The organism is Pseudomonas sp. R25(2017) (assembly GCF_002112565.1).
Classification (GTDB): Bacteria; Pseudomonadota; Gammaproteobacteria; order Pseudomonadales; family Pseudomonadaceae; genus Aquipseudomonas; species Aquipseudomonas ekonensis.
Window position 1 is genome coordinate 1 of sequence record NZ_NEHZ01000013.1, and the last position, 25,699, is coordinate 25,699.

Here is a 25,699-nt window from a genome sequence, read left to right on the forward strand (position 1 = left end):
GGTTGAGGGCTTCGCGGCCGGTGAAGCTGAGCACCTGGAAGTCCGCGTTGGCGCCTTCGAGGGTGAGGGTGATGTGCGTAGCGTTGGCGTCCAGCATGCTTGAATCCGTTCCTTGGAATAGCAGCACTGAGGGTGCATGAAAGCCCGGATGCTATCAAAAAAACGATGAAACGGGCTTGCGTCATTGAACGCCTTTGCGCGCCTGCGTCAGGGTCGGTCAAGGTGCGCCGAACAGCATCGTCCAGTACACCCCTTGATCGCTGCGCACATCGCTGGCGAACCCGGCGCCGACCTGGGTGAACATCGGGTTCATCAGGTTGGCGCAGTGGCCGGGGCTGGCGAGCCAGCCGGCCATGGCCTTGCCCGGCGAGCCTTGGCCGGCGGCGATGTTTTCGCCGATCTGCCGTCCGCGGTAGCCGGCGGCGCGGGCGCGGTCGGAGGGCATGTCGCCGTCGGGGTCGCGGTGGGCGAAGTAGTTGCCGTAGGCCATGGCCTTGCTGTGCCCTTGGGCGGCGGCGCCTAAGGCCGGGTTCCAGCTCAAGGGGCGGGCGGCGGCGAACCGCTGGCGCCCGCACATCCGCGGGCGGGCGCGGGCCGCGTTGACCTCGGCCAGCAGGGCCTTGCCGACGCTGCGGTTGTCGCCCACCCGGCTGTCGAGCACCGGCCGCGCCAGCACCACTTGCCATTCGTTGCGGGCGCGGCTGATGCCAATGTCGGCGTACTGGGCGTCGAGCAGGGCGCCGCAGTGGTCGTCCTGCAATTGGTCGAACGCCTCGTCGGCGTCTTCGGCCCCGACGATCCGGATGCTGCGCACCGACACCGCCGCGTACCCTTGACCCTTCAGGCGCTCGCGCAACCCGCCGCCATAACCGTAGCCGATGGGCAGGGCCAGATCCTGCTTGAGCGCCAGCGGCGCCAGGCGTTGCGTCGGGCGGCGGTCGCATCGTTGGGGGTGGGCGCGCAAGTCGTTGATGGCGGTTGCCAATTGTCGTTCCGCACCGGCATGGGCGGGGGCGGCAAGCAGCGGCGAGAGGAACAGCAGGCACAGCGGAACGAAGCGGGACGGACGAACGGCGTGGCGCATGGAAGGGGCGGCTCTTAAGGGGGACGGCGCTTTAGTGAAATGAACCGCGAAAGGCGGCGCGGGTAGGACTGGGCTTTTGAGGCTTGGTTCACGGGGCGACGGTGAGAATCGCGGCGGGCCGACGAAGTGTCTGGGACGGGCGTTCCTGTAGGCCGTTGCGGCGTCTTCTCCGGCTCTTCGCAGGTTGTTGGGGGTGTACCGGGATCCCTTGTGGGAGCCAGTCTGCTGGCGATGGCGACCGTTCAGGCGCCGCAGGGTGTAGCCAAGACAGTTGCTCCCACAGGTTCTGTGTCGATTCCCCGAATCCTGTGGAAGCAACGCCACCGTCACCGCCCGGCAACCCTCAGCGGTTCAGCGCCTCGCCCATCCATTCCAGGTACTCCGGCCGCTCGGCAATCGAGTTGTGCCTTGCAGGCGCGATCACCCTGAGCGTCGCCACGCCCTCGGGAAAGCTGCGCAGCAGCCGCTCGGTGCTGGCGCGGGGAATCACCTCGTCGTCGCTCGCCGCCAGCAGCAGTGTCGGTACCTGGATGTGGGCCGCGTAGCGGCCGGACTCGAAACGGTCCTTGAGCAGCCACTTGACCGGCGCCCACGGGTACTGGCGGGCGGCGAGTTCCTCAAGGTTGTTGTAGGGCGTGACCAGGATCAAACGCTGCACGGGCCGCTGGCTGGCCAGCCGGACGGCGACGCCGGAACCGAGGCTGCGCCCGATCAGCGCGATCTGGGGATGGCTGGCGTACACCCGGTCGAACAGCGCCAGGGCATCCCGGGCAATGGCTTCTTCGGAGGGGGAACCGCCGCTGCCGCCATAACCCCGGTAGTGCAGCAGATACACGGCCTGACCGGGAAAGGCCCGGGCAAGCGCCGACAGGCTGAGCGAAACGTCCTCGGCATTGCCGCCGAAGTAGATCAGCGCCTTGGGGCCGGGGTGTTCCCGGACGCTCACACGGATGTCGGCGTCCGGCGTGGACAGCGTCAGTCGCGTATCCGGCGAGTCCACCGCCGCAGGCTGGGGGAAATAGATCAGCGCGCGCTGGAACACGAACAGCGCCGCGCACAGGATCAGGTACGCGGCGACGGCCAAGGCGACGAGTGACATCAGGGTTCGTGACATTCGGCTAACTTTAACGGGGCGCGCAGGCGGGTTGTCGCAGTGTAGCCCAGCGAACCCTCGCCCCAGCGCCTCGCTCAGTGCCGCAGGAGGCCAGACCATGCAGACCCGCGCCATCCCCTCGACCTGCGAAGCGCTGCCGACGGTAGGGCTGGGTACCTACCGCGCCTTCGACGCTGCGCCGGGCGATCCGCTGCACCGGCCCTTGCCGGCGGTGCTCGGCGAGCTGTTCAGCAAGGGCGGGACGGTCATCGACAGCTCGCCCATGTACGGCCGCGCCGAAGAGACCGTCGGCGGGCTGCTGTCGATCCACGAACCGCGCTCGCCGGCCTTTCTGGCCACCAAGGTCTGGACTCGCGGCCGAGAAGAGGGCATCGCGCAGATGGAGCGCTCCTTGCGTCTGCTGCGCACCGACTGCGTCGACCTGATGCAGATCCACAACCTGCTGGACTGGCAGACCCACCTGCCGACCTTGCGCGACTGGAAGGCCCGGGGGCGCATCCGCTACATCGGCATCACCCATTACGCGCCGTCGGCCCATGACGAGGTCGAAGCGGTGCTGCGGGCCGAACAGGTGGATTTCCTGCAGATCAACTACGCCCTCGACGACCGCGCCGTGGAAAAACGCATCCTGCCGTTGTGCCGCGAGCGCGGGGTGGCGGTGATCTGCAACCGGCCGTTCGGCGGCGGCGCGCTGCTGGAGCGGCTGCGGGGCCGACCTCTGCCGGGGTGGGCTTCGCAGGTGCAGGTCACGAGTTGGCCGCAGTTGCTGCTCAAGTTTCTGCTGGCCCACCCGGCGGTCACCTGCGTGATTCCCGGCACCGGCAACCCGCGCAGCATGGCCGACAACGCCTGTGCCGGGTTCGGGCTGACGCTGACCGACGCGCAGCGCCAGCAATTGATCGCGCTGGTGGGCTGAGAACGGCACGAGACGACAGACGGTGGCGGGCACCCGCTGAATCATCGGCGGTTTGCCCGGTCGTATCTGCGGCGGCGCGCACCGGGCCAAGAGGCGAGGGCAGCGCCGGCCGATTCCGTCGTCTTGACCCTGGTTTTGGGAAGCCCTGAATGAAGCCTGCAACAACCTTGCTGCTGACCGTTTCCGCCGCCGTCCTGCTGGGCGGCTGTGTCGCGGATTTTGATGATGACTACCGCCATGGCGGGTATTACGACCGCGACCGTGGCCGCTACTACGACCACGACCGGCGCTGGGATGACCGCGACGACCGGCGCGAGTGGCGTCGTCATCACCGCGACCGCGACGACAACGACGATTGAGTGAACGCAAAGAGGGCGCTCCCGGCCGGGAGCGCCCTTGGCATTAAAAGTGAGCGCTCGCCCGGACGCGGGAACGCGCAGGCACCGAGGCCTCGAGATCCAGCAGATGGGTGGCGAGAATGTCGCTCAGAAAACGGAACTGATCGTTGAGGCCCACCACGCCGTTGCTGAAATGATGACTGGCGGCGGGCATCAGCAGATCTTCGAAATCTTCGTTGAACACCAGTGCCTGTGCCTTGCGCGACACCGCGTGCTGGTCATAGTAGTTGCTGCCGAACACCGGGAAGCTCACGGCGAGGGTGACGGGGTGGCTCATGGTGTTGAATCCTCGATGTGTTGCGGTTGGGTGAATCCTGCGCCAGGCGACCCTTGCGCGGAAGGCAATCGTCGTAATGGTGAACATCGACGGCAATGATGGTTCGGGTGTGGCGGTGAGCCTGTCGGCCCTTCGATCGCCAGCAGGCTGGCCTTCACCCTTTGAGCAGCACGGCAATCTCCTGTGGGAGCGAGCCTGCTCGCGACAGGGCCTGCACATCCCCCTCACCGCTGACCGGCCCACCTATACTCAAACGCATACCGCCCCGGCTCCCTGAAGGACACCACCGTGAACCTGCGCGCGCTGGCCGTCGCCGCACTGTTTCTGCTGGCCGGCTGCGCCACGTCGGCGCGGGCCCCGGTCAGCGCGCCGGCGGTGGTGGTCTCGCCCGCCACCTGGCAACAGATTGACCGGGAAATCCTCAGCGCGTCGCAGCAGGCCACCGAGCAGGTCAAGCTGTTCGCCCGGGGTTCGATGGAACATTGGCGCACTCGGGTCTATCAGCAAACTGAAGAAAATTTCATTCCGTGGTTCAGTAGCTACTGGACCCAGGAATGGCTGTCGATGAAAGTCAGCTGGTACACGATCAGCGCCGGCGGCGAACAGGACGCGTCGGCCAAGCGCCTGGCGGCGTATCTGCTTGATCAGTATCAGGAAAGGGTACTGGCGCCGGTGGCCGTGGAGATCGACCCGGACGCGATCCTCGGTCAGTCCACGGCGTTCTATGCGCAGCAGATGGCGAAGCAGATGCCGCTCATCGCCCAGCGTCACGGCGTGCCCGTCGCCCAACTCAACGGGCGCCTGCAGAAGATTCCCGCCATCGCCCTCGGGCCGCCGCCGGCCCGGGATGCGTCGCTGTACCAGGTCATCAGCACCGAACCGTTGAACACCTTGCCGGCCTACGCCGCGCTGATCGACAAGATCCACACCGACGGCGGCGCCAAGGGCATCGCCTCGACCGATGCCGGCATGGCCCCGGTGGCCCGGCGCGCCAGCCAGCGCATGGAAGCGGAAATGGCCCCGCGCGGCGCCGCCGGCGCGGTGGCGGCCGCGGCGGGGAAACTCGCCGGGGCGCTGATCTCCGTGGGCGTGGCGGGCATCCGCGCGATCATCCAGGCCAACGACCGGCCGGACAGCGAAGCGCTGATCCGCAGCAGCCTGGGCAACACGTTCGACAAGGCCTGGCTGAAACTGGTGCAGAACCCGACGACCGGCGTCATGGCCGGCACGCTGCACATCGCGGGGCAGGTCGAGGGCAGCCTGGGCGGCCGCGAAGAGCCGTCGGTCGGGCAGGGCCTCCAGCGTGTCGAATGGCGGCCGCCGGAATCGACCAGTCAGCAGATCCAACCCGATCCTCAAGGAGAATGACCATGGCTTACATCGATATCTTTGTGGCGCCCGTGCCGAACGCCAACCGCGGGCAATATGAAAAGCACTGTGCGGTCGCCGCGAAACTGTTCAAGGAATACGGCGCCCGGGACGTTGTGCAGTGCTGGGGCGATGACGTACCGGACGGCAAGGTCACGTCGTTCCCGATGGCGGTGAAGCTCAAGGAAGGCGAAACCGTGTCCGCAGGCTGGCTGATCTGGCCGGACAAGGCCACCCGCGACGCCGGCATGGCCAAAATGATGGACGACCCGCGCATGCAGCCGGACGCCAACCCGATGGGGTTCGATGGTCAGCGCATGATCTTCGGCGGCTTCAGGCACCTCGTCGAATCCTGAAGCCCACCGCATCTCCGTGGAAGCTGGCTTGCCTGCGACGGCGGTGGATCAGTCTCCACAGATGTTGGCAGTGCCGACCTCATCGCTTGCAGGCAAGCTCCCACAGGTTTTGTGGTGATCAAAAATGCTGCGGATACCCGCAATCCTCTGTGGGAGCCAGCCTGCTGGCGATAGCGGTGGGTCAGTCTCCACAGATGTCGGCAGTGCCGGCCCTATCGCTGGCAAGTCGAATCGTCGCACCGCAGCGCCCACAGGTTTTGCGGTGTGCCGGGATCTCTTGTGGGAGCCAGCCTGCTGGCGATGGCGCCGGGTCAGGCTCCACACATGTCGGCAGTGCTGGCCTCATCGCTGGCAAGCCAGCTCCCACAGGTTTTTGTGGTGAACAAAGATACTGCGGATACCCGCAATCCTCTGTGGGAGCCAGCCTGCTGGCGATAGCGGTGGATCAGGCACCGGAGATGCCAGCAGTGCTGGCCGTATCGCTTGCAGGCAAGCGCCCACAGGATTTGCGGCGGGCAATGGCTCAGGCCTACTCTGCCGACGGTGTGATCCGGCAGCTCTTGCGCAAGCGGATCTGTTCGTCCGTCGGCCGCTCGTGGATGAATTCGAAGCGCGGCTCGCCTTCGCTGTAGTGCACCAGCCAGCCCCATTCCAGTTCGGTTTCGTCCTGCCCGGGATTCGGCGGTCGGGCCCACCAGGGTTCTTTGCTGAGGATCTCGCGCATGGCGGTCTCCGGTCGATGGCCATCCCTGAACTATAACCTCCATGTCGCGGGCCGCCAGAAAACGGCCGTGTAGAATCCACAGGATCACGACCCGCGAAGGAGAAGGGCCATGAAGGACGATTTACCTGGGGATCAACCGTTCAAGCGGCTGTTCTTTGCCCTGGACTGCCCGCCGGTGCAGCGCAAGGCCATTGCCCAATGGCGCAGCGCCTTGAACCTGAGGGCCGGCAAACCGGTGCCGGCGGACAACTTTCACCTGACGCTGCTGTTTCTCGGCGCGGTGCCGTTGGCGCAGATTGCGCAGGTGTGCGAAGCGGCCGCCAAGGTGAGCACGCCAGGAACTGCGCTGAGGATTTCGCTGGACCGCTTGCAGGTGTGGCGCAAGGCCGGTGTGCTGTCGCTGGCGCCGGAACAGGCACCGCCGGCGCTGCTGCGGCTGGTGTACGCGCTGGAGCAGGCGATGCTGCCGTTCGGTTTCGAAGAGCCGCCCCGGGAATTTCGGCCGCACCTGACCCTGATGCGCGACTTTCGCGAACCCGTCCCGGAATCCGCCACGCCGCCGGAATTCTTCCTGCGGGCCGAGCGCTTCGCCTTGTTCGAATCCCACAAGGGCCGTTACCGCGCCCTGGCCGAATGGCCGCTGGCCTGAACCGACAAAAAAAGGCGCCCGAGGGCGCCTGAATTCACCTGAACCGAGGAGTGCCAGGTGAGGCCGTTCAGAGAGAGGGTGCAGCGGTGGTAAGGCGCTGCATGAACGGGAAACCGTTGTCTTGAATCTTGCTGCATCCCTTGCGGGAGCGAGCCTGCTCGCTCCCGCAGGTTCACTTGCCGAGCTTCACCCGCGTCCAGCCCCGGGTCATGATCCGCTGCGTGGCGATCGGCTGATCCGGCACCGCGTACAGCGTGGCCATCACTTCCTGCGGCGGATACGAGCCCGGATCGTTGCGGATCGCTTCGTCCACCAGCGGCGTGGCGGCCTGGTTGGCGTTGCTGTAGCCGATGCTGTTGGTGATCTCGGCGATGATGTCCGGGCGCATCAGGAAGTTCATGAACAGGTAGGCGTTCTCGACGTTGGCCGCATCGCGGGGGATGGCGACCATGTCGTAGAAGCTGCCGGCGCCTTCCTTGGGGATGCTGTAGTCGATCGTCACCTTGTTGCCGGCCTCTTCGGCGCGGGCCTTGGCCTGCAGCACGTCGCCGGAGTAGCCGACGGCCACGCAGATGTTGCCGTTGGCCAGGTCCGAGATGTACTTGGACGAATGGAAATACGCCACCGACGGACGGATCTTCATGAACAGCGCTTCGGCCTCGGCGATGTGCCGGGCGTCCTTGTCGTTCACCGGGTAGCCCAGGTAGTGCAGGGCGGCCGGGAGCATCTCGGTCGGCGAGTCGAGGAAGCTGATTCCGCAGGCCTTGAGCTTCTCGGCGTTCTCTGGCTTGAACAGCAGATCCCAGGAATTGACCGGCGCGTTCTTGCCGAGCACTTCGCGCACCTTGTCCGGGTTGAAGCCGATGCCGATCGAGCCCCACATGTACGGGAAGGCATGGGCGTTGTCCGGATCGCTGGCGGCGGCGTTCTTGAGCAGCACCGGGTTGAGGTTCTTCCAGTTCGGCAGCTTGGATTTGTCCAGGGTCTGGTAGACCCCGGCCTTCACCTGCTTGGCCAGAAAGCTGTTGGACGGCACGACAATGTCGTAGCCGGACTTGCCCGCCAGCAGACGCGCCTCCAGGGTCTCGTTGCTGTCGAACACGTCGTAGGTCACCTGGATGCCGGTCTCGTCCTCGAACTTCTTGACGGTGTCGGGGGCGATGTAGTCGGACCAGTTGTAGACGCGCAGCACCTTGTCGTTGGCCTGGGCGCCCGTGGCGATTGCGCCCAATAAGGACAGTGTCAGCAGAGTCCTGCCAAACATTTTCATCGGTGAAACTCCATTTTTCTTGTTCAAAAACACATTGCGGATAAAACCCTGTGGCGAGGGAGCAAGCCCCCTCGCCACAGTCATGACAGTCAGGTTCCCGCAGTCGTCAGGCCGTCGCCGCGCGCTGCGGCTGTTGCCAGGACTCGTTGGCCGTCTGGTCCATGGCTTCCTGGATCGCGCGCTTGCGGTTGGCTTCCGCCTTGCGGCCGAAGTACCAGACCAGGAACGTCACCAGCGACACCGCCAGCAGGATCAGGCTGGCCACGGCGTTGATCTCAGGCTTCACGCCCAGGCGCACCGCCGAGAACACTTCCATCGGCAGCGTGGTCGAGCCGGGGCCGGACACGAAGCTGGCCAGCACCAGGTCGTCCAGCGACAGGGCGAACGACATCATGCCGCCCGCCGCCAGCGACGGCGCGATCATCGGGATGGTGATCAGGAAGAACACCTTGAACGGCTTGGCGCCCAGGTCCATCGCGGCTTCCTCGATCGACAGGTCCAGCTCGCGCAGGCGCGCCGACACCACCACCGCCACGTAGGCCGCGCAGAACGTGGTGTGGGCGATCCAGATGGTGACGATGCCGCGCTCCTGGGGCCAGCCGATCAATTGTGCCATGGCCACGAACAGCAACAGCAGCGACAGGCCGGTGATCACCTCAGGCATCACCAGCGGCGCGGTGACCAGGCCGCCAAACAGCGTGCGGCCCTTGAAGCGGGTGACGCGGGTCAGCACGAACGCCGCCAGCGTACCGAGCGCCACGGCGGCGATCGCGGTGTAGCAGGCGATCTCCAGCGAGCGCACCACCGAGCCCATCAGCTGGGTGTTGTCGAGCAGGCCGGCGTACCACTTCACCGACCAGCCGCCCCACACCGTCACCAGCTTAGAGGCGTTGAACGAGTAGATCACCAGGATCAGCATCGGCAGGTAAATGAACGTCAGGCCGAAGATCAGCATGAACTTGGAAAATCCGAAACGTTTCATCCCCGTCCCTCCATCTCTTTGGCCTGGCTGCGGTTGAACAGCAGGATCGGCACAATCAGGATCAGCAGCATCACCACCGCCAGGGCGGACGCCACCGGCCAGTCGCGGTTATTGAAGAACTCCTGCCACAGCACGCGGCCGATCATCAGGGTTTCCGGGCCGCCCAGCAGTTCCGGAATGACGAACTCGCCCACCACCGGGATGAACACCAGCATGCAGCCGGCGATGATGCCGTTCTTGGCTAGCGGCACGGTGATTTTCCAGAAGTTGTTGAAGTTGCTCGAACCCAGGTCCTGCGCGGCCTCAAGCAGGCTGGCGTCGTGCTTGACCAGGTTGGCGTAGAGCGGCAGCACCATGAACGGCAGGTACGCATACACGACACCGATATAGACCGCCGTGTTGGTGTTGAGGATCTCGATCGGGTGATCGGTCAGCCCCGTCCACATCAGGAACGCATTGAGCAGGCCGTTGTTGCTGAGGATGCCCATCCACGCGTACACGCGGATCAGGATCGCGGTCCAGGTCGGCATCATGATCAACAGCAGCAGGACGTTCTGCGCTTCCTTGCTGGCCTTGGTGATCGCGTAGGCCATCGGAAAACCGATCACCAGGCACATCAGCGTGCTGAGCAGCGCGACCTTCAGCGAACCGAGGTAGGCCGACAGGTACAGCTCGTCTTCGCCGAGCATGCTGTAGTTGCCGATGTTGAGGAACAGCTGGAATTTCTGCTCGGCGTAGGTGTAGATCTCCGAGTAGGGCGGAATCGACAGGGCCGCTTCCGAGAAGCTGATCTTCATCACCAGGAAGAACGGCAGCATGAAGAACAGGAACAGCCAGATGAAAGGAATCCCGATGACGAACTTGCGTCCGCTGGGCACCCACCGCATGAGCCGCTGATTGAGAGTGCTCATGAGCGCAGCACCACGCCGCTGTCGTCTTCCCACCACACGTAGACCTTGTCGTCCCAGGTCGGCCGTGCGCCGCGGCGTTCGGCGTTGGCCATGAACGACTGGACGATCTTGCCGCCGGGCAGCTCGACGTAGAACACCGAATGGCCGCCGAGGTAGGCGATGTCGTGCACCTTGCCTTCGGACCAGTTGTAGCGGGCTTCGGGCTTGAGGGAACTGACCAGCATCTTTTCCGGACGGATCGCGTAGGTGATCGATTTGTCCTGCACCGAGGTGCTGACGCCGTGGCCGACGTAGATCTTCTGCGCAAGGTCGGGGCTGTGAATGATCGCGTGGCCTTCGAGGTCTTCCACCACGGTGCCGTCGAAGGCGTTCACGTTGCCGATGAATTCGCAGACCATGCGGTTGACCGGCGCCTCATAGATGTCCACCGGGCTGCCGACCTGGGCGATCCAGCCCAGGTGCATGATCGCGATGCGCTCGGCCATGGTCATGGCCTCTTCCTGGTCGTGGGTCACCATCACGCAGGTCACGCCCACGCGCTCGATGATCTCCACCAGCTCCAGCTGCATCTGCGAGCGCAGCTTCTTGTCCAGCGCGCCCATCGGTTCGTCGAGCAGCAGCAGCTTGGGCCGCTTGGCCAGCGAACGGGCCAGGGCCACACGCTGGCGCTGACCGCCGGACAGTTGGTGCGGCTTGCGCTTGGCGTATTGGGTCATGTGCACCAGGCGCAGCATCTCTTCGACACGGGCGTCGATCTCGCTGGCCGGCAAACGGTCCTGCTTGAGGCCGAAGGCGATGTTCTGCGCCACCGTCATGTGCGGGAACAGCGCATAGGACTGGAACATCATGTTGATCGGTCGTTCGTACGGCGGCATGTCGGTGATGTCCACGCCGTCGAGCAGGATCCGCCCGTCGGTGGGACGCTCGAAACCGGCGAGCATGCGCAGCAGGGTCGACTTGCCGGAACCAGAGCCGCCGAGCAGGGCGAAGATCTCGCCCTGATGGATCTCCAGGGACACGTCGTCCACGGCGGTGGTTTCGTCGAATTTCTTGGTGACGCGATCGACTTTCACCAGAACCTTCTTCGGTTGCTGATGACCTTCAAGGGCCTTCCTGTAAGTGCTGGAGGCGTTTGCCATGTGAAACTCCCAACAGGTTTCAGTCGCCGGGCCAAATGGCCTGGCTCAAAAGTGGATTGCAGATCGTTTGGAGTCATTCCTCTCGGACCGCATCCCCCTGTGGGAGCTGGCTTGCCAGCGATGGCGGCGGGTCAGTCACCCTCAATGTCGAGGGTGAAGGCCTCATCGCTGGCAAGCCAGCTCCCACAGGGTTTTGCATCGATCCGATTGCCGACACTCCTGCCGATCCGGCTTGTTCGGCGCCGCCGTCCTGGCTGCCTGGTCGTACTTGTTGTTATTGCGGTTTCGTTGTTTTCACGGGTGACGGATGTGCACACGCACAACCGCCGCTCCCGTGGGGGCAGTAAAGGGTGTTGCGTCTACGGGGGAGGTCAGCGCTGGTGGCGCTGCGCCGCACGTTGCCGGCAGGCCGCGCCGAACGCCTGGAAAATCTTCAGGTAGGGCGGGTTGTCCAGCACCTGCCACTCCGGATGCCACTGCACGCCGACGGCGAACGTCGGGCTGTGCTCGACCGACACCGCCTCGATCAGGCCGTCCGGCGCCACCGCTTCGGCGCGCAGGCCGGGGGCGAGGCGGTCGATGCCCTGGCTGTGGATGGAGTTGACCTGAAATTCGCCCGGCAGCTCCAGCGCCTCGAACACGCCGCCGGCCAGCACCGTCACGGCATGGGCCGGGGCGTACTGCACGGCGACATCCGGGCTGTCGGCTTCGCGGTGGTCGAGCATGCCCGGCAGCTCATGCACCTTCTGGTGCAGGCTGCCGCCGAAGGCCACGTTCATTTCCTGGAAGCCGCGGCAGATGCCGAGCACCGGAACGCCCGCCGCAATGGCCGCACGCAATAGGGGAAGAGTGGTGGCGTCCCGCGCCGGATCGTGATCCGTGCCGGGAGCGCTGGCCGGGCCCTGATAGTGGAAGGGTTCCACGTTGGAGGGCGAGCCGGTGAGCAGCAGGCCATCGAGCTGACCGAGCAGGTCGCCGATCTCCGTCAGTCCGCCCAGGGAAGGAATGACCACCGGCAGCCCCTGCGCCGCGACGCTGACAGCACGCACGTACTTGTCGCCGCTGATGTGGTAGGGGTGCAGGCCGATCTGTTTGACGCACGCAGTAACGCCGATCAATGGCTTGAATGCCATTTTTATTCACCTCGAAGTTTGACACTTGAACGAGCTTTTCCGGAGCTTAGCCGCGTTTATTTTAATTAACAACTGCCATGTAAAAAATTCTAAACGCCGTTCATCCAATCTTCAGGATTTCCGCCGCTCTGGCGTCTGCGTCGGCATGCGAATGTTAAAAAAAGCCCGAAAAATAAACGCTGAACGGCCCTGTGTTCGCTATTGACTTCACTTTGCCGTTCGGGTTGACTGGCTCCGCGAAACAGCAGTGAACATAATAATTAACAGCTAAATAGGTGCATCATGTCGGTCCCTCTGCGTGCCGTTCAACTCAACGAAGCAAACGCATTCCTTAAGAAACATCCTGAGGTTTTGTACGTCGACCTTCTGATTGCAGACATGAACGGTGTGGTGCGCGGCAAGCGCATCGAGCGCACCAGTCTTCACAAGGTCTACGAGAAAGGCATCAACCTGCCGGCTTCGCTCTTTGCCCTCGACATCAACGGTTCCACCGTCGAGAGCACCGGCCTTGGCCTGGACATCGGCGACGCGGACCGCATCTGCTACCCGATTCCCGGCACCCTCAGCATCGAGCCATGGCAGAAGCGTCCGACCGCCCAACTGCTGATGACCATGCATGAACTCGAAGGCGAGCCGTTCTTCGCCGACCCGCGCGAAGTGCTGGCCAACGTGGTGCGCAAGTTCGACGAACTGGGCCTGACCATCTGCGCCGCGTTCGAGCTTGAGTTCTACCTGATCGACCAGGACAACGTGAACGGCCGTCCGCAGTCGCCGCGTTCGCCGGTGTCGGGCAAGCGCCCGGTGTCGACCCAGGTCTACCTGATCGACGACCTCGACGAATACGTCGACTGCCTGCAAGACATCCTCGAAGGCGCGAAAGAGCAGGGCATCCCCGCCGACGCCATCGTCAAGGAAAGCGCCCCGGCGCAGTTCGAAGTCAACCTGCACCACGTGTCCGACCCGATCAAGGCGTGCGAATACGCGATCCTGCTCAAGCGTCTGGTGAAGAACATCGCCTACGACCACGAGATGGACACCACCTTCATGGCCAAGCCGTACCCGGGCCAGGCGGGCAACGGTCTGCACGTGCACATTTCGATCCTGGACAAGGAAGGCAACAACATCTTCGCCAGCGAGGATCCCGAGCAGAACGCCGCGCTGCGTCACGCGATCGGCGGTGTGCTGGAGACCCTGCCGGCGCAGATGGCCTTCCTCTGCCCGAACGTCAACTCGTACCGTCGTTTCGGCGCGCAGTTCTACGTGCCGAACTCGCCGAGCTGGGGCATCGACAACCGCACCGTGGCCGTGCGTGTGCCGACCGGCTCGCCGGACGCCGTGCGCATCGAACACCGCGTGGCCGGCGCCGACGCCAACCCGTACCTGCTGATGGCGTCGGTGCTGGCGGGCGTGCACCACGGCCTGACCAACAAGATCGAGCCGCCGGCGCCGACCGAAGGCAACAGCTACGAGCAGAACGAACAGAGCCTGCCGAACAACCTGCGCGACGCGCTGCGGGTGCTGGACGACAGCGAAGTCATGGCCCGGTACATCGACCCGATGTACATCGACGTGTTCGTCGCGTGCAAGGAAAGCGAACTGGCCGAGTTCGAGAACTCGATCTCCGACCTTGAGTACAACTGGTACCTGCATACGGTCTGAAGACCACCGCCGGATCCACAGTGTCCGGCGCAAACCACAAGTCCGAAAGAACACTCCATTCCCTGTGGGAGCCACAGCCATGACCATGACCCGCAACGACTGGGAACAGCGTTTCCAGTCCCTGACCCTCGAAGGCCGCGCCTTCATCAACGGCGAGTACCGCCCGGCCATCGGCGGCGCCACGTTCGAATGCCTGAGCCCGGTCGACGGCCGCTTCCTGGCGTCCGTGGCCAGCACCGACGAAGCCGACGCTAACCTTGCCGTCGAAGTCGCCCGTCAGACCTTCAATTCCGGCGTCTGGGCCAACAAGGCCCCGGCCGAACGCAAGCGCATCCTGATCCGTTTCGCCGATCTGATCCTTGAGCACCAGGAAGAACTGGCGCTGCTGGAAACCCTCGACATGGGCAAGCCGATCAGCGACTCGATGAGCATCGACGTGCCGGCGACCGCCAACGCGATCCGCTGGAGCGCCGAGGCCATCGACAAGATCTACGACGAAGTCGCCGCCACGCCCCACGATCAACTGGGCCTGGTGACCCGCGAGCCGTCCGGCGTGGTCGCGGCCATCGTGCCGTGGAACTTCCCGCTGATCATGGCCAGCTGGAAGTTCGCCCCGGCCCTGGCCGCCGGCAACTCGTTCATCCTCAAACCGTCGGAGAAGTCCCCGCTGACCGCGATCCGCATCGCGCAACTGGCGTTGGACGCGGGCATTCCCAAAGGCGTGTTCAACGTCCTGCCGGGCTTCGGCCACACCGTCGGCAAGGCGCTGGCGCTGCACATGGACGTCGACGTGCTGGCCTTCACCGGCTCCACGGCCATCGCCAAGCAACTGATGATCTACGCCGGCCAAAGCAACATGAAACGCGTGTGGCTCGAAGCCGGCGGCAAGAGCCCCAACGTGGTGTTCGCCGATGCGCCGGACCTGCGCGCGGCCGCACAAGCGGCGGCGAGCGCCATCGCCTTCAACCAGGGCGAAGTCTGCACCGCCGGCTCGCGTCTGCTGGTGGAGCGTTCGATTCGCGAGCAATTCATCCCGCTGCTGGTGGAAGCGCTGCAAGCGTGGAAACCCGGCCACGCCCTCGACCCGGCCACCACCGTCGGCGCGGTGGTCGATCAGCGGCAGCTGGACAACGTCCTGCGCTACATCGGCATCGGCCGGGAGCAGGGCGCCGAACTGATCGCCGGCGGCCAGCGCACCCTCGAAGAGACCGGCGGCCTGTACGTGCAGCCGGCGATCTTCGACGGCGTGACCAACGCCATGACCATCGCCCGCGAAGAGATCTTCGGCCCGGTGCTGTCGCTGATCACCTTCGACACCGTCGAAGAGGCGCTGCAGATCGCCAACGACAGCATCTTCGGCCTCGCCGCCGGGGTCTGGACGAGCAACCTGAGCAAGGCCCACACCTTCGCCCGTGGCCTGCGCGCCGGCAGCGTGTGGGTCAACCAGTACGACGGCGGCGACATGACCGCGCCGTTCGGCGGCTTCAAGCAGTCGGGCAACGGCCGCGACAAGTCGCTGCACGCCTTCGACAAGTACACCGAGCTGAAAGCGACCTGGATCAAGCTCTGACCTAATTTGCAGCGGCGGCCGCCGGCACGTGCCGGCGGCCCTCGGAGAACAAGAAAATGAAACAGCAACACGTCAACAGCTACTACGCGGCCACCCGCCACGAAACCATCGACTTCCCGACCCTGGAAGAAGCGGTGGACTGCGATGTCTGCATCATCGGCGCCGGCTACACCGGCCTGTCCTCGGCGCTGTTCCTGACCGAGGCCGGCTACAAGGTGACGGTGCTGGAAGCGGCGAAGGTCGGCTACGGCGCCAGCGGCCGCAACGGCGGGCAACTGGTCAACTCCTACAGCCGCGACGTCGATGTGATCGAGGCGCGCTACGGCGACAAGACCGCCGAGATCCTCGGCAGCATGATCTTCGAAGGCGCCGACATCATCCGTTCGCGCATCAAGCAATACGACATCCAATGCGACTACCGCCCCGGCGGCATCTTCGCGGCGATGAACAAGAAGCAGCTCAAGGGCCTCGCCGAGCAGAAGCGCAGCTGGGAACGCTACGGCAACCGCAACCTGAAGCTGCTGGACGCGGCGGACATCCGTCGTGAAGTCGGCTCCGACGCCTACGTCGGCGGCCTGCTGGACATGCAGGGCGGCCACATCCACCCGCTGAACCTGGCCCTCGGCGAAGCCGCGGCCATCGTGCGCCTGGGCGGCAAGATCTACGAGCAGTCCGCCGCCGTGGAAATCAAGTACGGTGAGCCCAATGTCGTGCGTACCGCCAAAGGCCAGGTGCGCGCCAAGTACCTGCTGATCGCCGGCAACGCCTACCTGCCGCAGGGCCTGGACAACCGCGTGACGGCCAAGAGCATGCCGTGCGGCTCGCAGATCTGCGTCACCGAACCGTTGACCGAGAAGCAGGCCCGCAGCCTGATCACCAACAATTACTGCGTCGAGGACTGCAACTACCTGCTCGACTACTACCGCCTCACCGCGGACAACCGGCTGCTGTATGGCGGCGGCGTGGTCTACGGCGCCCGCGAGCCGGACGACATCGAAACCCTGATCCGCCCGAAGATCCTCAAGACCTTCCCGCAGCTCAAGGACGTGAAGATCGACTACCGCTGGACCGGCAACTTCCTGCTGACCATGTCGCGCATGCCGCAGTTCGGCCGCATCGAGAAGAACGCCTACTACATGCAGGGCTACAGCGGCCACGGCGTCACTTGCTCGCACCTGGCCGGCAAGCTGATCTCGGAAATGATCCGCGGCGACGCCGAACGCTTCGACGCCTTCGCTTCCCTGCCGCACATGCCGATGTTCGGCGGCCGCACCTTCCAGGCCCCGCTCACCGCCATGGGCGCCGCGTACTACTCGCTGCGCGACCGTTTCGGCATCTGATTTACCTCCCCGGCGGCGGCCCCGCACAGGCGCCGCCGGTTTTTGCCCGCAAACCCACACCCCTGTAGGCGCTTGCCTGCAAGCGATGAGGTCAGCCCAGGCACCGCCTATCCCACTGAAACCCCAAAAACCTGTGGGCGCTGCGGCGCGACGATTCGACTAGCAATAGCGGTCTATCAGCAAAAATGATGTTGAAAGTGCCATCGAATCGCTGGCAAGCCAGCTCCCACAGGCCCTGCATTTACTTCGGGTTCACCCCCGGCAGGCTCATTTCACCCACCGTCCATCGAACCTGCTGAGCAACACCACCAAACGTGATTTAATAGCCGCCTTTCACGGTTCCGGGACACGGGAGCAACGTGATCCGCGCCCCCGGCGCGTCACCCGCCACCCACCCCCATTGCCCTTAAGTACCTCAACATAAGGCTGTCATGGATACGGGTTCTCGACTCAAACTAGTACGCGAAAGCTACAAACTCTCCCAGCGCGAGCTGGCCCGGCGTAGCGGCGTGACCAATGCCACCATCTCCCTGATCGAACAGAATCGCGTCAGCCCTTCCGTCAGCTCGCTGAAAAAGCTGCTCGAAGGCATACCGATGTCCCTGGCTGACTTCTTCACCTTCGACCAGCCCCCGCGCGAACACCAATACGTCTTCCGCGCCAACGAACAACCTGACCTCGGCCGCCACGGCCTGCGCCTGCTGCTGATCGGCGCCTCCGTCCCCAGCCGCCAGATGCGCCTGCTGCGCGAACAGTACGCGCCGGGCGCGAGCTCCGGCGAAGAGCCGATCGTGCACGCCGAAGGCGAAGAGTGCGGCTTGGTGACCCGTGGCACCGTGGAACTGACGGTGGACGGGCAGGTGAGCGTGCTGAGCGCGGGGGACGGGTACTACTTCCCGACTACGCTGCCGCATAAGTTCCGGAATATCGGGGCGGATGAGGCGGAGATTATTAGTGCGAATACGCCGGCTAACTTCTGATGTTTAAGGGAGAGTGACAAGCCTGATGCTTGAGTTACATTCCCCCTTTACCAACACGCGCATCGCCAGCGCGACATTGCTGGATGCATGGCAGTGGTGTTATGCCGACCTGAAGTCGCCGACCTCCCGTGGCAATTTCGCGGAGTACCTGGTCTACCTGGCGCTTTGTTCGGATCGCACCCTTGCAGAACACTACAAGACCCGCAAGGACTGGGACGTGGTGGATCTGACCTACGGCAGGGGTGTTCCGGATTTTTCCCCAGACTTTAAGAACCATTGCCACAGCACCCGCTTTGGCTGGGGGATCGAGGTCAAGTCCACTTCCAGCGGCAGCAAGAACGTAAAGTTCGATCTTGAGCCCCGGCAAGGGTATGTGTGGAACAACTACATTTCAAAGCCTTATGGAAAGGCCATCGAGATTTATCGCCGCTGGTCTGACTTTTTTATCCTTGCGCATTTCAAGGACGATAAGCAGGAGACCCAGGACATTCGCGATCTGAACAACTGGGAATTCTTTGTTGTGCCGACCTGGACCATCAAGCAGGACTCCATCCGGCTGAGTTCGTTGGGAAAAAAATACGCGGCGATCCACTTTTCAGAGGTCAAGGCAGAGCTCGATCTATTGATTGAGGGTGATGTCGGCCACTTGAGGCGCTACAAGCTCACGAACGACATCGCGAAGAAAATGTATTGCTCGGGCCACATCGAACTTGCCCAGAAGATGTTTTGCTCGCGGGCAGCCAAGTAGAAAAGTGACAAGTAGAAAAGTGACGGATTTATTTGTGTAAGACCGGCATCTTCAAATGTTCTGGCCAAGAACATCGAACCCTCGTTGCTCTATAACTCCAAACACATCACTCACGCCCTGAGCCGAAACTCTGGCGATTGGTGGTGACGTTACGGGGCTGTCCTGGCAAGCCGCAAGCTCGCTCACTTCAATTTCCAGTGCCCGCCGCCATTTTCGCAATCGGTTTTCGCCTGGGCCAGATCCTCCGCGCTGTAGTAATAGATGCTCACCTGCGCACGGTCGGGAATGTTCAGCGATTTGGCGCTCTTGTCCTTGCTGGTGGAATGCGGATTGGCCAGGGATTCCTGGGTGAGGGTCGCGATGCACGAGGCCCGGTAGCCATCGGCGCAGTGCTCGACCTTTTTCTTGGTGCTGTTGAGCATGTCCTTGCTTTCGTTGCTGCAGGACCAGTCGATGGCACCGGCGGGCATGCCTTCGTATTCGTAGCAGCTGTGGGTTTCCACGGCAGGGACCGAAGCGCTGGAGGAACGGGTCAGGACATCGCAGCCCTGGGCCGAGACGCAGGTGGGGATCACGCAGGATGCGGCAATCAGGAACAGGGGTCGGATGTTCATCGGAGCTCTCCCTTGGCGCCATGTCGGGTCATGGAGGGGCGCCTATGGTTTCGAGAGCGGGCTCGCCGGGGAGGTTCCATCGGGGTTGTGCCGTTGCGCCGACCGGACAGACAGGGAACAATTGCAGACTGACAGCATCCCCAAGGATCGGACAACCGCCATGATCACCATCGGCAGCCGCAACAACGCCCCCACCACGCAGCACCTCACCCAGGACGTCTATATTTTCAGCCTCGACCTGTCCCGCCCGGGCACACCGTTCTGTTTCGAGCAATCCATCGGCGGCGGGCATGCGGAGCAGGGCGGGGTGCGGTGGTTGGCGCTGGACGAACTGGACGACTGGCCCGGCGAGTGGCGCGTACATCTCAAGAGAGCCGGTTGCCCGTGGGTGGCCGAGTTGATCGATGCGCAGCCGATGGCGGATCAGGCCGCCCTGGTTTCGTTGATCCTCCAGCGCTACGCCGAGCCGGCAAAACCGGTGGGGCGGTTGAAGGCCATCGGCAGTTGGCTCAAACGCAACATTCACGTCGGCGGCCGGTACGGCGTCTGAACCGAGGACATCCCATGACTCAAACGCTGGAACGCGCCATCGCCATCGCCGCCACGGCCCATGCGGGGCAAGTGGACAAGGGCGGGGCGCCGTACATTCTGCATCCTCTGAAAGTCATGTTGCGCATGAGCAGCCTGGAGGAACGCATCGTCGCCGTGCTCCACGATGTGGTCGAGGACTGCGATGTCAGCCTCGACGATCTGCGCAAGGAGGGGTTCAGCGAAACGGTGCTGACGGCCATCGAATCGGTGACCAAAGTGCCGGGCGAAGCCTACGAGGACTTCATCGAGCGGGTGGCCCTGAACCCCATCGGGCGGGCGGTGAAGCTGGCGGATCTGGAAGAGAACAGCGACCTGTCGCGGATCGCCTCGCCGGGGTGGGAGGATCTTGAGCGGATCGAGAAGTACCGGCGGGCGATCGGCCGGTTGCGATCCTGACGGCAGTTTGATTCAAACATGGAAGAAGAGAGCGGTAGATGGCACGGATAGATTTGAAGGTACCGTATGCGGAAAAGGATCAAGCCAAGTTGCTGGGCGCGCGGTGGGATGCCCAAGCAAAGACCTGGTTTGTGCCGGAGGGTGTGAGCACTGAGGCTTTTGCACGTTGGTTGCCTCGACCGGAGGAGCCCGGTCTGGAGCATGAGCCGGAGTTTTACCTGCGCTCCCCGTACTATTTCATCTTGCAGTCGTCAACGGAGTGCTGGAAGTGCTACTGCCCCACCCGCGTTTTCTCATTCAAGCTCCCGGAGGAGCACGAGCAATTCGAATATGCCGAAGAGGACGAGGACACCGGCTTTTCCCTGGAAAGCGGATTGGGCTACTGGGTAAGTCACGGGGTCCGGGTCGGGTTGTCAAACATCAGGACATTGTCGCCATCGGTCATCAAACAACTTCGTACCTACTCCACTCGCTACCAGCCCGATCACAGCAAGATGGCGGGAGCGATTTACTACATGAATCACTGTGAACATTGCTCTGCCAAACTGGGCGACTTTTTCATGCACAGTGAGCCAGGCGGTGCGTTTTTCCCGATGTCTGCGCAGGCAGCGTCCTCAATGACACTGCACTTGATCAATGAGCGCTTCGATGGCAACGGCAGCGTCGGATGGGCGACCGAAGACTTCATGGATTGCATGCGACTCAAGAACGGTTGATTGCCCATTCATTGCGGGTCATGCAGACGTAGCACTGGGATACGTGAGCATGACCCGTGCAGGTCAGCGCAGGTGAGCAGCAAACCCCGTACGCTCCGGCGCCACATCCTCTTTGAGCGTCAACGAAGGAATCTCGTAATCCCCGCCGTTCTGCTGCCGGAACGCAATCGGCCGGGTGCTCCACAGCTCATCCAGCCGTGAGCCCAGTTCGTCGCAGGTGCGGGCAAACCGTGCCTCGTCCATCCGCCCGGTGCGGTACACCACGAACGGCGGCAGCACATCGAAGCCGGGGTAGTACAGCACCCCGTGCTGGATCGGGAACAGCAGGTCGTCGATAGGCCCGTTGATGCCGCGCGGGCCGTAGTGCGAGTCCCAGCCGCCCGCAGTCACCACCAGCATCGCCCGCTTGCCTTTCAGGTTGCCTTCGCCGTAGCGCTCGCCCCAGCGGCTCTCGGAGTGTTCGCCCACGCCGTAGGCAAAGCCGCAGGCGTAGACCCGTTCGACCCAGCCCTTGAGAATCGCCGGCATCGAGAACCACCACAGCGGGAACTGCAGGATCAGGGTGTCGGCCCACAGCAGTTTTTCCTGCTCGCGGGCGATGTCGGCCGCTTGTGTGCCGTCCCGGTAGGCACGCTTGGAGTCGCGCGACGGTTCGAAGGGCGCACTGCGGTCGCGTTCGGGGCTGTCGTCGCCGTCGATCGCGGCCTTCCAGTTCATCGCGTAGAGGTCGGACACCTGCACGGTGTGGCCGGCGGCTTCCAGGTGGCGGACGGTGAAGTCCTTGAGGGCGCCGTTGAGCGATTGCGGTTCGGGGTGGGCATAGACCATCAGCACATTCATGGGGAAACGCTCCTTGATTGGGTGAAAGCAGGATCGGCATCCAGCCGGTATAGTGGAAATGAATCTCTGACATATCAGGTATAGCAGTGAATAATTTGCGACGGCTGGATATCAACCTGCTGCTGACCCTCGACGTGCTGTTGTCGGAGCACAACGTCACCCGCGCCGCCGAGCGGCTGAACCTGTCGCAGCCCTCGGTGAGCGTGCACCTGGCCAAGCTGCGCGAGATCTTCGGCGACCCGTTGCTGCTGCCGGGCCCCAGGGGCATGCGCCCGACGGCACGGGCCGACGAGTTGCGCGAACCGTTGCGCGAGGCGCTGGAGGCGTTGGAGAGGGCGGTGGCGCCGGCCAGCCCGTTCGAACCGGCGAAGGCGCACAACACCTGGAAGGTCGCGGCGTCGGACTACGGCGAATCGACCGTGCTGCTCCCGGCGCTAGGCGGCCTGCGCGCCCAGGCGCCGGGCACGCGGCTGGCGGTGCTGGACCTGTCGCCGCAGCATCTGGTCAAGCAGGCGGAGCAGGGCATGATCGATCTGGCGCTGCACACCAGCGAAGACGCGCCGCTGGAACTGCACCGCCGGGCGCTGTTCACCGAGCGTTACGTGCTGGCCGGCCGCATCGGCCATCCTGGCCTGCAGGGCGAACTGACCCGCGAGCGCTTCTGCGCGCTGGAGCACGTGCTGGTGTCGCCGGAAGGCGGGGGCTTTTTCGGGGTGACGGACAAGGCGTTGGCAGAGGCGGGGCTGTCGAGAAGGGTGGTGCTGTCGGTGCCGCACTTCCTGTTGCTCAAATCGGTGCTGGCGAGCACCGATCTGGTGGCGATGCTGCCGTCGCGGCTGGTCCGCGACAGCTCAACCCTGCAAGCGGTAGAGCCGCCGCTGGCGGTGCCGGGCTATGAGATGGCGATGCTCTGGGCCGAGCGCTCGCACCGCGACCCGGCGCACAAGTGGTTGCGCGAGCACCTGGCGGCGTCCGTCTGAATCACGCGTGGCCGAGGGCGATGGCGAACGACACGACGATCATGCAGGCGAAAGCGAAATTGAGGTTCATGGCGGGCTAATCCTAAGCGTTTTTTGACGGCGCCATTGTGCCTAGGCCTGCGCAAAAGAAAAAATTCGGATGCGTGATTCCAATGATCGAAGTCATTGATAACGCCGCCCGGTCGGCACCTGCACATTCAGCACCGATTGAGTTTCAGCACGCCTTTGCAATTCACCAGGTTCGGAACTTGCTGCAAGTAGGGTCTGGCGGTGTAGTCACTGCGGACGTAGATCTGACGCGTCGCAAAAGCTCCGGGATTTTCCTGACGGGTGTCTCCGGTCAGGCAAGAAGCCTCGACCAGGCAGAAGCGGTCTTCGTCGAACGAGCTTTCCGGAAGTTGCATGGTCATCCTCTTCAGGTCACAGGTCTTGCTGGCTGATGAGGTTTTCCAGGCATCTTCACATACATCGGCTCGTGTCAGAGTTGCGTTTGCCGACACGACCCCGACAAGAAACACGGCGGCTAATGTCTTGTTGAGCCCAGGCATGAGTTTCTCCTCATGTAATCGGCAGGCAATGGCTGCCAGGTGCTTATGTCAGGGCATGTTAAGTCGGTAGCGGCGTTCTTTGACCTGTCAGGTTTGACAGGTCGTTAGCATTCCTTGCGCTAACGCGGTAGCCGGTGATGCGTAGGTCATTGTGCTTCTGCCTTGTGGCGGCTAATCTTGCAAGAAAACGCAAAATCAGGCAAAACCATGCACGACCATTCCGCCGCCGAACTCCCGTCCCTGCGCCGCCAGAAAATCCTCTTGATCCTCGAACGTGACGGCAAGGTCATGGCCTCCGAGCTGAGCCAGCACTTCGCGGTATCCGAAGACACCATCCGCCGCGACCTGGCCGAGCTCGACAGCGCCGGGTTGGTGCAGCGGGTGCACGGCGGGGCGCTGCCCCGGCCGAAAGACACCGGCAAGGATTTCCTCACCCGCCTGGACGAGATCGACGAGGTGAAGGTCCGACTGGCCAAATACGCCGCGCAGAAGGTGCGCGACGGGCAAATCGTCATGTTCGATTCCGGCTCGACCACCCTGCAGGTGGCGCGTTCGCTGCCGGCGGACATCCGCATCACCGCGGTGACCGCTGCACCGATGACGGCGGTCGCGCTGTCCGAATACCAAGGGGTGAAGGTGATTCTGGCGGGCGGGCAGCTCAACCCGAAGACCTTGTCCGCCGGCGGCCAGGAGGCGTTGCGCCTGATCGGTTCGATCAAGGCGGACCTGGCGTTCACCGGGGTGTGCGCGATTCATCCGCAGGTGGGGATCACCTCGCTGCACTTTGATGAAGTGCCGGTGAAGCAGGCGTTGCTCGACAGCGCGGCGCAGGTGATCGCCGTGACCACGGCGGACAAGCTCGGTGCGGTGGAGCCGTTCGTGGTGGCGCCCTGCGAGCGGCTGCACACGTTGATCACCGAGCGGCATGTGGCGTCGGGCAGTGTGGAGGATTACCGGCGGCTGGGGATTGCGGTGGAGCAGTTGCCTGACTGAGGTGTTGCGGTGGGGGCGAGGGCCCCATCGCCAGCAGGCTGGCTCCCACAGGTTTTGTGTTCGCCGCACATTCACTGTGGGAGCCAGCCTGTTGGCGATAGGGCCGATATGGTCAGCGCAGTTTTTCCAGCATCTGGTAGTACCACATCCCCGCCGCCAGCATCGGATTGCCCAGCAGATCCCCCATCGGCACGCGAATGTGCGAACAGGCGGCGAACGTGTCGAACTGCGTCATCTGCCCGGTGATCGCGCGGCCCATGATCTCGCCCATGATGTGCGTGGTCGCGATGCCGTGGCCGGAATAGCCCTGGCAGTACCAGACGTTGTCGGAAAGCTTGCCCAGCTGCGGGATGCGGTTGATGACGATGCCCATCGCGCAGCTCCACTGATAGTCGATCCTCACGCCCTTGAGCGCGGGGAAGGTCTGTTCGATGCACGGGCGCAGTTCGCCGGCGATGTCCCGCGAGTCCTTGCCGCTGTAGTTGGCGCCGCCGCCGAAGAGCAGGCGGCCGTCGGCGGTGAGGCGGTAGTAGTCGAGGACGAAGCGGCAGTCGTACACCGCCAGGTCCTCGGGGTTGATCTGCCGGGCCAGGTCGCCCAGGGGCTCGGTGGTGACGATGCCGCCCATGGCCGGGAAGATCTTGCCCTTGAGCTGCCCCGGTTCGAGCTTGTGGTAGACGTCGCCGGCCAGCAGCACCTGGCTGGCGTCGATCTGGCCGTGGGCGGTTCTGACGCCGGGCCTGTCGCCGTGGAGGATCTCCAGCACTTCGCTGTGCTCGAAGATCAGCGCGCCCAGGCTTTCGGCGGCACGCGCCTCGCCGATGCACAGGTTGAGCGGGTGCAGGTGCAGGTTGCGGGTGTTCTTGATGGCGCCGTGGTAGAGGTCGCTTTGCAGCAGGTCGCGCACCTGGCTGCGGTCGAGCAGGCTGACGTCATCGCCCATGCCCCGGCGCACGGCCTCTTCGTAGTCGCTGCGCAGGCCGTCCAGGTGGGCCGGCTTGTAGGCGGCGTGCAGATGGCCGTGCTTGAGGTCGCAGGCGATGGCGTATTTCGCCACCCGGTTCTTGATGATCTCGTGCCCGCGCCAGCGCAGGTGCCAGATGAAATCGTCCACGTCGTCGCCCAGGGTGCGGCGCATCTGTTTGCGCATCGCGCCGTCGCCGGAGAGGCTGCCGGTGACCTGGCCGCCGTTGCGCCCGGTGGCGCCCCAGCCGATCTTGTGGCTTTCGACGATGGCGACTTTCAGGCCCTTTTCGGCCAGTTCCACGGCGGTGGCGACGCCGGTGAAGCCGCCGCCGATGATGACCACGTCGACGCTGTGCCGCCCCTGCAACGTGGGGTAGTCGGTGTCGCGGTCGAGGGTGGCGGTGTAGTAGGAATTGCAGCGTTCGGTCATGTCAGTG

At 63.8% G+C, this 25,699-nt stretch carries 27 protein-coding genes and 1 pseudogene; 15 read left to right on the forward strand and 13 right to left on the reverse strand.

The features are described 5' to 3' along the window. Window positions 1-217 precede the first annotated feature (217 nt). Complete coding sequence (locus CAG31_RS17305) at window positions 218-1,084, reverse strand: CAP domain-containing protein (protein WP_085583304.1); 867 nt, start codon at window positions 1,082-1,084, stop codon at window positions 218-220. Window positions 1,085-1,427: 343 nt separating this feature from the next. Continuing rightward, window positions 1,428-2,198 (reverse strand): alpha/beta hydrolase, encoded by a 771-nt coding sequence (locus CAG31_RS17310; protein WP_085583306.1) that lies wholly within the window; start codon window positions 2,196-2,198, stop codon window positions 1,428-1,430. 85 nt (window positions 2,199-2,283) lie between these two features. Here CAG31_RS17310 and CAG31_RS17315 point away from each other — a divergent pair. Continuing rightward, window positions 2,284-3,114, forward strand: a pseudogene (locus CAG31_RS17315) (aldo/keto reductase); the annotation flags it as partial. 149 nt (window positions 3,115-3,263) lie between these two features. Further along, window positions 3,264-3,473 carry a hypothetical protein gene (locus tag CAG31_RS17320; RefSeq protein WP_085583310.1) on the forward strand — a complete coding sequence of 70 codons (210 nt, stop codon included), beginning with the start codon at window positions 3,264-3,266 and terminating at the stop codon, window positions 3,471-3,473. 43 nt (window positions 3,474-3,516) lie between these two features. Here the strand turns inward: CAG31_RS17320 and CAG31_RS17325 are convergent, their stop codons facing one another. Then, a complete protein-coding gene (locus CAG31_RS17325) occupies window positions 3,517-3,789 on the reverse strand; it encodes a hypothetical protein (RefSeq protein ID WP_085583312.1) in 273 nt (90 codons plus the stop codon). 288 nt (window positions 3,790-4,077) lie between these two features. Between CAG31_RS17325 and CAG31_RS17330 the strand changes: the two genes are divergently transcribed. Then, the gene (locus CAG31_RS17330; protein ID WP_085583314.1) at window positions 4,078-5,157 is read left to right on the forward strand and encodes a hypothetical protein; all 1,080 of its coding nucleotides are present in this window, start codon (window positions 4,078-4,080) and stop codon (window positions 5,155-5,157) included. 2 nt (window positions 5,158-5,159) lie between these two features. After that, window positions 5,160-5,513: a DUF1428 domain-containing protein gene (locus CAG31_RS17335; RefSeq protein WP_085583316.1), complete on the forward strand. Its 354-nt coding sequence runs from the start codon at window positions 5,160-5,162 to the stop codon at window positions 5,511-5,513. A gap of 529 nt (window positions 5,514-6,042) precedes the next feature. Here the strand turns inward: CAG31_RS17335 and CAG31_RS17340 are convergent. Beyond that, the gene (locus tag CAG31_RS17340) at window positions 6,043-6,237 is read right to left on the reverse strand and encodes a hypothetical protein (RefSeq protein ID WP_085583318.1); all 195 of its coding nucleotides are present in this window, start codon (window positions 6,235-6,237) and stop codon (window positions 6,043-6,045) included. Window positions 6,238-6,346: 109 nt separating this feature from the next. On the opposite strand from CAG31_RS17340, the gene thpR reads away from it, so the two are divergent. Then, window positions 6,347-6,886 (forward strand): RNA 2',3'-cyclic phosphodiesterase, encoded by a 540-nt coding sequence (thpR, locus tag CAG31_RS17345; RefSeq protein ID WP_085583320.1) that lies wholly within the window; start codon window positions 6,347-6,349, stop codon window positions 6,884-6,886. 172 nt (window positions 6,887-7,058) lie between these two features. Here the strand turns inward: thpR and CAG31_RS17350 are convergent, their stop codons facing one another. From CAG31_RS17350 to CAG31_RS17370, 5 genes are all read right to left on the reverse strand, one after another. Beyond that, window positions 7,059-8,156: a polyamine ABC transporter substrate-binding protein gene (locus tag CAG31_RS17350; protein WP_085583322.1), complete on the reverse strand. Its 1,098-nt coding sequence runs from the start codon at window positions 8,154-8,156 to the stop codon at window positions 7,059-7,061. Between the two features lie 106 nt (window positions 8,157-8,262). Beyond that, window positions 8,263-9,138, reverse strand: coding sequence for an ABC transporter permease subunit (locus CAG31_RS17355; RefSeq protein WP_085583324.1), 876 nt, complete (start codon window positions 9,136-9,138; stop codon window positions 8,263-8,265). After that, window positions 9,135-10,016 carry an ABC transporter permease subunit gene (locus CAG31_RS17360; RefSeq protein ID WP_170930314.1) on the reverse strand — a complete coding sequence of 294 codons (882 nt, stop codon included), beginning with the start codon at window positions 10,014-10,016 and terminating at the stop codon, window positions 9,135-9,137. The genes CAG31_RS17355 and CAG31_RS17360 overlap by 4 nt, the downstream gene beginning before the upstream one ends. Window positions 10,017-10,045: 29 nt before the next feature. Beyond that, on the reverse strand, window positions 10,046-11,188 hold the full coding sequence (locus CAG31_RS17365; RefSeq protein WP_085583328.1) for an ABC transporter ATP-binding protein: 1,143 nt from the start codon (window positions 11,186-11,188) through the stop codon (window positions 10,046-10,048). Between the two features lie 371 nt (window positions 11,189-11,559). Further along, window positions 11,560-12,321 carry a gamma-glutamyl-gamma-aminobutyrate hydrolase family protein gene (locus CAG31_RS17370; protein ID WP_085583330.1) on the reverse strand — a complete coding sequence of 254 codons (762 nt, stop codon included), beginning with the start codon at window positions 12,319-12,321 and terminating at the stop codon, window positions 11,560-11,562. A gap of 282 nt (window positions 12,322-12,603) precedes the next feature. Here CAG31_RS17370 and CAG31_RS17375 point away from each other — a divergent pair, with 282 nt between their 5' ends. From CAG31_RS17375 to CAG31_RS17395, 5 genes are all read left to right on the forward strand, one after another. Next, window positions 12,604-13,980: a glutamine synthetase family protein gene (locus CAG31_RS17375; RefSeq protein WP_085583332.1), complete on the forward strand. Its 1,377-nt coding sequence runs from the start codon at window positions 12,604-12,606 to the stop codon at window positions 13,978-13,980. 79 nt (window positions 13,981-14,059) lie between these two features. Further along, window positions 14,060-15,550, forward strand: a complete 1,491-nt coding sequence (locus tag CAG31_RS17380; RefSeq protein ID WP_085583334.1) for an aldehyde dehydrogenase — start codon at window positions 14,060-14,062, stop codon at window positions 15,548-15,550. Between the two features lie 56 nt (window positions 15,551-15,606). Continuing rightward, window positions 15,607-16,890 (forward strand): FAD-binding oxidoreductase, encoded by a 1,284-nt coding sequence (locus tag CAG31_RS17385; RefSeq protein WP_085583336.1) that lies wholly within the window; start codon window positions 15,607-15,609, stop codon window positions 16,888-16,890. Window positions 16,891-17,321: 431 nt separating this feature from the next. Beyond that, the gene (locus CAG31_RS17390) at window positions 17,322-17,870 is read left to right on the forward strand and encodes a cupin domain-containing protein (protein ID WP_011333561.1); all 549 of its coding nucleotides are present in this window, start codon (window positions 17,322-17,324) and stop codon (window positions 17,868-17,870) included. A 25-nt stretch (window positions 17,871-17,895) separates the two neighbouring features. Further along, complete coding sequence (locus CAG31_RS17395; RefSeq protein WP_085583338.1) at window positions 17,896-18,618, forward strand: hypothetical protein; 723 nt, start codon at window positions 17,896-17,898, stop codon at window positions 18,616-18,618. Window positions 18,619-18,800: 182 nt separating this feature from the next. On the opposite strand, the gene CAG31_RS17400 is transcribed toward CAG31_RS17395, so the two are convergent. Beyond that, on the reverse strand, window positions 18,801-19,232 hold the full coding sequence (locus tag CAG31_RS17400) for a hypothetical protein (RefSeq protein WP_085583340.1): 432 nt from the start codon (window positions 19,230-19,232) through the stop codon (window positions 18,801-18,803). Window positions 19,233-19,392: 160 nt separating this feature from the next. Here CAG31_RS17400 and CAG31_RS17405 point away from each other — a divergent pair, with 160 nt between their 5' ends. Genes CAG31_RS17405 through CAG31_RS17415 form a run of 3 tightly spaced genes read left to right on the forward strand, consistent with a single transcriptional unit; the run spans window position 19,393 to window position 20,935 of the window. Continuing rightward, window positions 19,393-19,782, forward strand: coding sequence for a hypothetical protein (locus CAG31_RS17405; RefSeq protein ID WP_085583342.1), 390 nt, complete (start codon window positions 19,393-19,395; stop codon window positions 19,780-19,782). A gap of 14 nt (window positions 19,783-19,796) precedes the next feature. Next, window positions 19,797-20,219: an HD domain-containing protein gene (locus tag CAG31_RS17410; RefSeq protein WP_085583344.1), complete on the forward strand. Its 423-nt coding sequence runs from the start codon at window positions 19,797-19,799 to the stop codon at window positions 20,217-20,219. 38 nt (window positions 20,220-20,257) lie between these two features. Further along, window positions 20,258-20,935 carry a DUF5710 domain-containing protein gene (locus CAG31_RS17415; RefSeq protein WP_085583346.1) on the forward strand — a complete coding sequence of 226 codons (678 nt, stop codon included), beginning with the start codon at window positions 20,258-20,260 and terminating at the stop codon, window positions 20,933-20,935. Between the two features lie 63 nt (window positions 20,936-20,998). Here CAG31_RS17415 and CAG31_RS17420 read toward each other — a convergent pair whose 3' ends face one another. Further along, window positions 20,999-21,775, reverse strand: coding sequence for an NAD(P)H-dependent oxidoreductase (locus CAG31_RS17420; RefSeq protein ID WP_085583348.1), 777 nt, complete (start codon window positions 21,773-21,775; stop codon window positions 20,999-21,001). Window positions 21,776-21,861: 86 nt separating this feature from the next. Between CAG31_RS17420 and CAG31_RS17425 the strand changes: the two genes are divergently transcribed. Next, window positions 21,862-22,755, forward strand: coding sequence for a LysR family transcriptional regulator (locus CAG31_RS17425; RefSeq protein WP_170930313.1), 894 nt, complete (start codon window positions 21,862-21,864; stop codon window positions 22,753-22,755). 197 nt (window positions 22,756-22,952) lie between these two features. On the opposite strand, the gene CAG31_RS28225 is transcribed toward CAG31_RS17425, so the two are convergent. Next, window positions 22,953-23,303, reverse strand: a complete 351-nt coding sequence (locus CAG31_RS28225; protein ID WP_139831359.1) for a hypothetical protein — start codon at window positions 23,301-23,303, stop codon at window positions 22,953-22,955. Window positions 23,304-23,510: 207 nt separating this feature from the next. On the opposite strand from CAG31_RS28225, the gene CAG31_RS17435 reads away from it, so the two are divergent. Next, window positions 23,511-24,296: a DeoR/GlpR family DNA-binding transcription regulator gene (locus CAG31_RS17435; RefSeq protein ID WP_085583354.1), complete on the forward strand. Its 786-nt coding sequence runs from the start codon at window positions 23,511-23,513 to the stop codon at window positions 24,294-24,296. Window positions 24,297-24,408: 112 nt separating this feature from the next. On the opposite strand, the gene CAG31_RS17440 is transcribed toward CAG31_RS17435, so the two are convergent. Continuing rightward, window positions 24,409-25,692, reverse strand: coding sequence for an FAD-binding oxidoreductase (locus CAG31_RS17440; RefSeq protein ID WP_085583356.1), 1,284 nt, complete (start codon window positions 25,690-25,692; stop codon window positions 24,409-24,411). Window positions 25,693-25,699: the final 7 nt, after the last annotated feature.